At 68.8% G+C, this 8,597-nt stretch carries 2 protein-coding genes; one reads left to right on the forward strand and one right to left on the reverse strand.

The window, feature by feature from the left end:
• Nucleotides 1-6: 6 nt before the first annotated feature.
• A complete protein-coding gene (locus ACFWY6_RS11730) occupies nucleotides 7-5,517 on the reverse strand; it encodes a HAMP domain-containing protein (RefSeq protein WP_384688020.1) in 5,511 nt (1,836 codons plus the stop codon).
• 274 nt (nucleotides 5,518-5,791) lie between these two features.
• On the opposite strand from ACFWY6_RS11730, the gene ACFWY6_RS11735 reads away from it, so the two are divergent.
• A complete protein-coding gene (locus ACFWY6_RS11735; protein WP_384688021.1) occupies nucleotides 5,792-8,455 on the forward strand; it encodes a SpoIIE family protein phosphatase in 2,664 nt (887 codons plus the stop codon).
• Nucleotides 8,456-8,597: the final 142 nt, after the last annotated feature.

Raw genomic sequence — 8,597 nt, forward strand, 5'->3', positions numbered from 1 at the left:
TCTCGGTCACTCCCCGCGCATCCACTGCTCCATCACCGAGAGCAGATGATCCGGGTCGACCGGCTTCGTAACGTAATCGGAAGCGCCGGAGTCGATGGCCTTCTCCCGGTCGCCCTTCATCGCCTTGGCGGTGAGCGCGATGATCGGGAGTCCGGCGAACTGCGGCATCCTGCGGATCGCCGTCGTCGTCGCGTACCCGTCCATCTCCGGCATCATGATGTCCATCAGCACGACCGTCACATCGTCGTGCTGTTCGAGGACTTCGATGCCCTCACGACCGTTCTCCGCGTACAGCACCGCGAGCCCGTGCTGTTCCAGGACGCTGGTGAGCGCGAACACATTGCGGATGTCGTCGTCGACGATGAGTACCTTCTCGCCGCCGAAGTGGTGGCCGGGACGCGCATCGGGCGACTCCTGTCCGGCCGCCCACTGCTCCTGCGAGCGCTGCTCCGGTGAGTCCGCCCCCGTCTGGCCGGGCAGCGCGGGCGGCTGCTCGGTGGAGGCGGACGCGGAGCGCCTGCGGCGCCTGAAGAGCGTGCCGGGCGCGGGCGTCGCGTCGAGCCGCCGCGGGGCCGCCTCGCCCCCTTCCGGGGACTGCTCGGCCGTGGACGAGCCCTCCTCCAGGGCGGGCCGTCCCGCCGATCCCGGCAGCGGTGCCAGTTGTGCGTAGCCCTGGGGCGGCAGTTCGCTCGGGTGCAGCGGCAAATACAGCGTGAACGTGGAGCCGCGGCCCGGCTCGCTCGCCGCGTGGATCTCACCGCCGAGCAGCCGCGCGATCTCCCGGCTGATGGAGAGCCCGAGGCCCGTACCGCCGTACTTCCGGCTGGTCGTGCCGTCGGCCTGCTTGAACGCCTCGAAGATCACCCGCATCTTGCTCGCGGCGATGCCGATGCCGGTGTCGCTCACCGAGAAGGCGATCAGGTCCGCGTCCGCGTCGCGCAGCGAACCGGCCTCCAGGAGCTGTTCGCGGATGGCGTTGGGCACATCGGCGTTCGCGTGCCGGATCACCAGCTCGACCGCTCCGGAGTCGGTGAACTTCACCGCGTTGGACAGGAGATTGCGCAGCACCTGAAGGAGCCGCTGTTCGTCCGTGTGCAGCGTCGCCGGCAGCTCCGGAGACACCCGTACGGAGAAATCGAGGCCCTTCTCTGCGGTCAGCGGCCGGAACGTGGCCTCTACGTAGTCGACGAGTTGGACGAGCGCGATGCGCGTCGGGGAGACGTCCATCTTGCCCGCCTCGACCTTGGAGAGGTCGAGGATGTCGTTGATGAGCTGAAGGAGGTCCGAGCCCGCCCCGTGGATCGTCTCGGCGAACTCCACCTGCTTGGGGGTGAGGTTCGCGTCGGCGTTGTCGGCGAGCAACTTGGCCAGGATCAGCAGGGAGTTGAGCGGCGTACGCAGCTCGTGCGACATGTTCGCCAGGAACTCGGACTTGTAGCGCATCGAGACCGCGAGCTGCTCGGCGCGCTCCTCCAGGACCTGCCTGGCCTCTTCGATCTCGGTGTTCTTCACCTCGATGTCGCGGTTCTGCTGGGCGAGCAGCTCGGCCTTCTCCTCCAGTTCGGCGTTGGAGTCCTGAAGTGCCTTCTGCCGGTTCTCCAGTTCGGCCGAGCGCTCCCGCAGCTGCTCGGTCAGTTCCTGCGACTGCTTGAGCAGCACCTCGGTCTTCGTATTGACGCTGATGGTGTTGACGCTCGTCGCGATCATCTCGGCGATCTGGCTGAGGAAGTCCTTCTGGATCTGTGTGAAGGGCTGGAAGGCGGCCAGCTCGATCACGCCGAGCACGGTCCCTTCGAAGAGCACCGGAAGCACGATCACCTGGGCGGGCGGCGCCTCCCCGAGGCCGGACGCGATCCGCAGATAGCCGGACGGCGCGTTCTCCACCAGGATCGTGCGCCGCTCCTGCGCGGCCGTGCCGATCAGCGTCTCGCCGGGCCGGAAGGACGTGGGCATGGAGCCCATGGAGTAGCCGTAACTGCCCATCATGCGCAGTTCGTACGCGTCTCCCTGCTCGGCCCCTGGCTCCGCGCTGTCGTCCGTGGGCAGCGCAAGGAAGAAGGCACCGTGCTGCGCGGAGACGACCGGCGTCAGCTCGCTCATGATCAGCGAGGCGACGTCCTCCAGGTCGCGGCGGCCCTGCATCAGGCCGGAGATCCGGGCCAAGTTGCCCTTCAGCCAGTCCTGTTCCTTGTTGGCGAGGGTGGTGTCGCGCAGGTTGGCGATCATGGAGTTGATGTTGTCCTGCAGGACCTGGATCTCGCCCGCCGCGTCCACGTCGATCTTCAGGTTCAGATCGCCGCGGGTCACCGCGGTGGCGACCTCCGCGATGGCGCGCACCTGACGGGTCAGGTTCCCGGCCATCTCGTTCACCGATTCGGTGAGGTCACGCCATGTGCCGTCGACGTCCCGCACGCGGGCCTGACCGCCCAACTGCCCTTCCGTGCCCACCTCGCGGGCCACCCGCGTGACCTGCTCGGCGAAGGACGACAGCTGGTCGACCATCGTGTTGATGGTCGTCTTCAGCTCGAGGATCTCGCCGCGGGCGTCGATGTCGATCTTCTTGGTGAGATCGCCCTTGGCGATGGCCGTGGTGACCATCGCGATGTTGCGGACCTGGCCGGTGAGGTTGGAGGCCATGCCGTTCACGGACTCCGTCAGGTCCTTCCACGTACCCGACACTCCGGGCACCCGGGCCTGACCGCCGAGGATGCCGTCCGTGCCCACCTCGCGGGCCACGCGGGTCACCTCGTCCGCGAACGAACTCAGCGTCTTCACCATCGTGTTGACCGTGTCGGCGAGCTGCGCGACCTCGCCGCGCGCCTCGACCGTGACCTTCTTGGTGAGGTCTCCGTTGGCGACCGCCGCCGCGACCTGGGAGATGTTGCGCACCTGGCCGGTCAGGTTGTTGGCCATCAGGTTGACGTTGTCGCTCAGGTCCTTCCAGGTGCCGGTGACGCCCGGGACCCGCGCCTGACCTCCCAGGTTGCCCTCGGTGCCCACCTCGCGGGCCACGCGGTTCACCTGCTCGGCGAAGTTGGAGAGCTGGTCGACCATCGTGTTCACGGTCGTGACGAGTTCGAGGATCTCGCCCTTCGCGTCGACGGTGATCTTCTTGGAGAGGTCGCCCATGGCGACGGCCGTGGTGACCTCGGCGATGTTGCGGACCTGCAGGGTCAGGTTGTTCGCCATGCCATTCACGGACTGCGTGAGGTCCTTCCAGGTGCCGGAGACACCCTGCACCTCGGCCTGGCCGCCCAGGATGCCGTCCGTACCCACCTCGCGGGCCACCCGCGTCACCTGCTCGGCGAAGGCCGAGAGCTGGTCCACCATCGTGTTGAGGGTGTTCTTCAGCTCCAGGATCTCGCCGCGCGCGTCCACATCGATCTTCTGCGACAGATCACCGCGCGCCACCGCGGTGGCGACCTGGGCGATGTTGCGCACCTGGGCGGTGAGGTTCCCGGCCATGCCGTTCACGGAATCGGTCAGATCGCGCCAGACTCCGGCCACACCGGGCACCTGCGCCTGGCCGCCGAGACGGCCCTCCGTGCCCACCTCGCGGGCCACCCGGGTCACCTGGTCGGCGAAGGCGGAGAGCTGGTCGACCATCGTGTTGATGGTGTTCTTCAGCTCCAGGATCTCGCCGCGCGCGTCCACATCGATCTTCTGCGACAGGTCACCACGGGCCACCGCAGTCGTGACCTGGGCGATCTGGCGTACCTGCGAAGTCAGGTTCCCCGCCATGAAGTTGACGGAGTCGGTCAGTTCCTTCCAGGTGCCGCTCACGCCGTCCACGCGGGCCTGACCGCCGAGGCGGCCCTCCGTGCCCACGTCGCGTGCCATGCGCGTGACCTGGTCGGCGAAGGACGACAGCTGGTCCACCATCGTGTTGACGGTGTTCTTCAACTGAAGCATCTCGCCGGAGACGTCGACGGTGACCTTCTGCGACAGATCACCATTGGCGACCGCCGTCGTCACCTGCGCGATGTTGCGGACCTGGCCCGTGAGGTTGCGGAAGGCCGTGTTGACCGAGTCCGTCAGGTCCTTCCACGTGCCGGCCGCACCCTGCACCTGCGCCTGGCCGCCGAGCTCACCCTCGACGCCGATCTCCCGCGCCACCCGCGTCACTTCGGAACCGAAGGCGGACAGCTGGTCCACCATCGTGTTCACGGTGTTCTTCAGCTCGAGCATCTCGCCCGCGACGTCGACGGTGACCTTCTGCGACAGATCGCCATTGGCGACCGCCGTCGTCACCTGCGCGATGTCCCGCACCTGCGTGGTGAGGTTCCGGAAGACCGTGTTCACCGAGTCGGTGAGGTCCTTCCACGTCCCCGCCGCGCCCGGCACGTTCGCCTGACCGCCCAGCTGCCCCTCGGCACCGACCTCGTTGGCCACGCGCGTGACCTCGTCCGCGAACGTCCGCAGCGTCTCGGTCATCTGGTTGATCGTCTCGGCGAGCTGGGCGACCTCGCCGCGCGCGCTCACCGTCACCTTTTGGGACAGATCGCCGCTCGCGACGGCCGTCGTGACCTGGGCGATCCCGCGCACCTGTGCGGTGAGATTGCCGGCCATGAGATTCACCGAGTCGGTGAGGTCCTTCCACACTCCCGCCACACCGGGCACCTGCGCCTGGCCGCCGAGCTCGCCCTCCGTGCCCACCTCGCGCGCGACGCGGGTCACCTCGGAGGAGAACGACGAGAGCTGGTCCACCATCGTGTTGACGGTGTTTTTCAGCTCAAGCATCTCGCCGGCGACATGAACGGTGACCTTTCGGGACAAGTCACCCTTTGCCACGGCCGTCGTCACGAGAGCAATGTCACGCACCTGCGCGGTCAGCCGGTACGCCATGGTGTTCACCGAATCCGTGAGGTCCTTCCACGAACCGGACATTCCACGCACTCGGGCCTGACCGCCCAGCTTGCCCTCGGTGCCCACCTCGCTGGCCACCCGCGTGACCTCGTCGGTGAACGTCGACAGCTGGTCGACCAGGTTGTTGACCGTGCGGCCGACCTTCAGGAACTCCCCGCGCAGCGGATGGCCGTTCCCCTCGTCCGCCGGCGCCCGCAGCTCCATGCGCTGCTCCAGGTCGCCGTCCGCGACTGCGGAGAGCACACGCCCGACCTCGGACACGGGGCGTACGAGATCGTCGACCAGCGCGTTCGACGCGTCGATCGCCGAGGCCCAGGAACCCTCGCTCGCCCCGCTCTCCAGGCGTTCCGTGAGCTTTCCCTCACGTCCGACCATGCGCCGCACACGGGAGATCTCACCGGTCAGATGCAGATTGCGGTCGGCCACTTCATTGAAGACGGCGGCGATCTCGGACATGACGTCATCGCCGGAGACCGTGAGCCGCTTCCGGAAATTTCCGTCCCGCATCGCCACGAGCGCCGCGAGCAGTCTGTTCAAAGCTGCTGCGTCCACTGACGTAGTTGCCCCATTGCGCGGTTTGCGCTGTTTACTCAGGGACTGTCCGTCTTTCGCGCGCGTCTTACTGCCCCGCGTCGCTGCGCCAGACTCCACTGTGTCCCTCCCGCAAGGGTCGACCGTCGTGCTCGGGTTACCTGGGCTGTCTCCAAGAAGCCTGCCCAGTGTTTCACCATGGCTGAACCAGGCCATAACAGTTCGGCAGCTTCGCACACCGTCCGCACACCCTCCGGGCGGAAACACTGACGACCGGCATCAGCATGGACGGCGAAGGTAAGTAACCTGGCATTCGGCTGTCCAACCACTCCGGTCCTGCCCGGCCTGGGTGGTGGCACACGTAACAAGCGGGCATCGGAGGGGCGGCCGCACCATGGTGGGAGATCTGGGCGTCGATACTCGTACGAGGAGTTCTGTGATCACGGCGCGCGCGGCTGCGACTTTCGACCCCGTCGGGCGGTCCGTCGCGACGGCCCGCTCCTTTGTCCGCGACACCCTCCAGGGCTGGGGGTTCACGGACATCGTCGACGACGCGGTCGTCCTCACCAGCGAGCTGGTCACCAACGCCGTGGTGCACGCGGGCACCGCCGCGGACGTCCTGTGCCTGCGCACCGAGGACGCCGTACGCATCGAGGTCTCCGACCACTATCCGGAACGGGAGATCCCGCTCCAGCAGTCCGCCGTGAACATGGGCAACCCCGACCGTGAGGGCGGCCGCGGCCTCCAGCTGTGCGCGGCGCTCGCCACCCGCTGGGGCGTCGACTACACCCCCACGCAGAAGCAGGTCTGGTTCCAACTCGACCTCCCCGACCGCTCGGTGGGCACCCGCGCGGCGGGCCCCGCCCTCCCTGCCGAGATGCTCCCGCTCACCGACGGCAGAGTCCGCGTCGCCGTCGTCCAGATCGACCGCGTGGGCGCGATCTCAGCCTGGAACGAAGACGCCGAAGAGCTCTTCGGGTACGTCGCCGAACAGGTCACCGGCAAGCCGCTCACCGACTTCGCCGCCTGGCCGCACACCCCGGGCACCAGCACCGGCATCGTGGAGGCCCTCCAACTCTCGCGCTGGGAAGGCAGTTACGGCATCCGCGGCTCCGACGGCCGCGTCACCCCCGTCTACGCCTCGCACCTGCGCGTCCGCGACACCGACGGCGAACCCTCCACGGTCTGCCTGCTCGTCCGCGACGACGAGCGCGCGGTCCTGCAGACCCCGCTGCGCGGCCCCGCCCCCGAGCCGGGCACGCTCACCGAGCCGCACGCCGCGGACCCCTTCGAGGTCTTCATCGGCTCCCCCGCGCCGGACGACCTCGACGGCCTCCTCCAGCGCACCGTCGAGCGCGCCCGCGACATGCTCGACGGCGACGCCGCCTTCCTGCTCCTCGCCACGGACGACGAGACGGAACTGGAGGTGCGCGCCTCCACAGGCCTGCCATCCGCCCGCCAGCGCTTCGCCCGCGTCCCCGTGGAGGCGGGCCCCGGCCGCTACGGCTCCGCCCGCATGCCGGCCGTACACGAAGACCTGACGGTCGTCCCCGGCGCCGTCCCGCTCCTCAGCGGCACGGGCATGCGCTCCGTCGTCACGGTCCCGCTGAAGGTCGAGGGCCGCCTCACCGGCTCCCTCGGGGTCGCCGCCGAGTCCCCCGACCGCTACTCGAACGAAGAGGCCCTGCGTCTCCAGTTCGCCGCCGACCGCATCGCCCTGGCCGTCGAGTCCGCACGCCTCGGCGAGCTCGAACGCCTGCGCCGCGGCTCGCTCTCCTTCCTCGTCGAGGCCTCCGACCTCCTCGCAGGCACCCTGGACCGCGACCAGACCCTGGCGCTCATGGCCCAGATGACGGTCCCGACCCTCGCGACCTGGTGCGCCGTCTACACGATCGCCGACCAGTCGTCCGAGCCCTATCTCTCGTACGTCCTCCATGAGGACGAGGAGCGCATCGACGGCCTGAAGGCACTCCTCTCCAAGATCGCCCCGCCCGACCCGGTGCCGACCCCGGGCGCCCGCGTCTGGGCCGCCCCCTCGGAAGCGGCCCACCAGGCGGCCCTGCGCACCTCCATGCGCAGCCTGGGCCTTGGCGAACCCATGTCCCTGGGATCGGGCATCGGCACGACGCTCTCCACGGCCTCGGCGGTGGGCGGCGAGACCGTGGTCCTCCCCCTGGTCGCCCGCAACCGCGTCATCGGCATGCTCACGCTCGGTAAGCCCTCCGACGAACACTTCCGCCAAGAGATCCTGGAATTGGCCGAAGATCTCTCCCGCCGAGCAGCCCTGGCCCTGGACAACGCCCGCCTGTACTCGGAGCGCATGGCCATCAGCCAGTCCCTCCAGCGCAGCCTGCTGCCGCCGGGACTCCCCCAGGTACCGGGCGTCGAGGTCGAGGTCATCTACCGCGCCGCGGGCGAGGGCAACGAAGTCGGCGGCGACTTCTACGACCTCTTCCCGATCCGCGACGGCGCGTACGGCTTCGCGATCGGCGACGTCTGCGGCACGGGCCCGGAGGCCGCAGCCGTCACGGGCCTGGCCCGCCACGCCCTGCGCCTGCTCGCCCGCGAAGGCTTCGGCGGCCCCGCGGTCCTGGAACGCCTGAACGCCGCGATCCTCGACGAGGGCGCCCGCAGCCGCTTCCTCACCCTCCTCTACGGCGAGTTGTGGCCGCAGGAGGACGGCTCGGCCGTCCTGAAGATCGTCTGCGCCGGCCACCCGCTCCCGCTCCGCCTGCGCCAGGACGGCACGGTCGAGCCGTACGCGGAGCCGCAGCCGCTGCTCGGCGTCATGGACGACCTGGAGCTCTACGAACAGACGATGACGCTCGACCCGGGCGATGTCCTGCTCTGCGTGACGGACGGCGTCACCGAACGCCGCGAGGGCACCCGCATGCTGGGCGACGACGGCCTGGCGGACGTCCTCACGACGTGCACGGGCCTGACAGCGGGCGCTGTGGCGGCCCGCATCATGCGCGCGGTCGAACGCTTCGCGACGGACGCCCCGTCGGACGACATGGCGATCCTCGCGATGCGGGTACCGGGCCTCCACAAGGACTGATCCACAAGTCCGGAAGCGGGCCCCGCTCCCCCGACAACGAGAAAGGTCCCCCCCCCACAGGGGGGGGGGCGGGGCGTCTATTTTTAAGTTCCCCCCAACGGGGGGGGGTTATAAAAAAATCCCGGCCCACCCGACCAGCTCA

It is taken from the genome of Streptomyces sp. NPDC059037 (assembly GCF_042740015.1).
GTDB lineage: Bacteria > Actinomycetota > Actinomycetes > Streptomycetales > Streptomycetaceae > Streptomyces.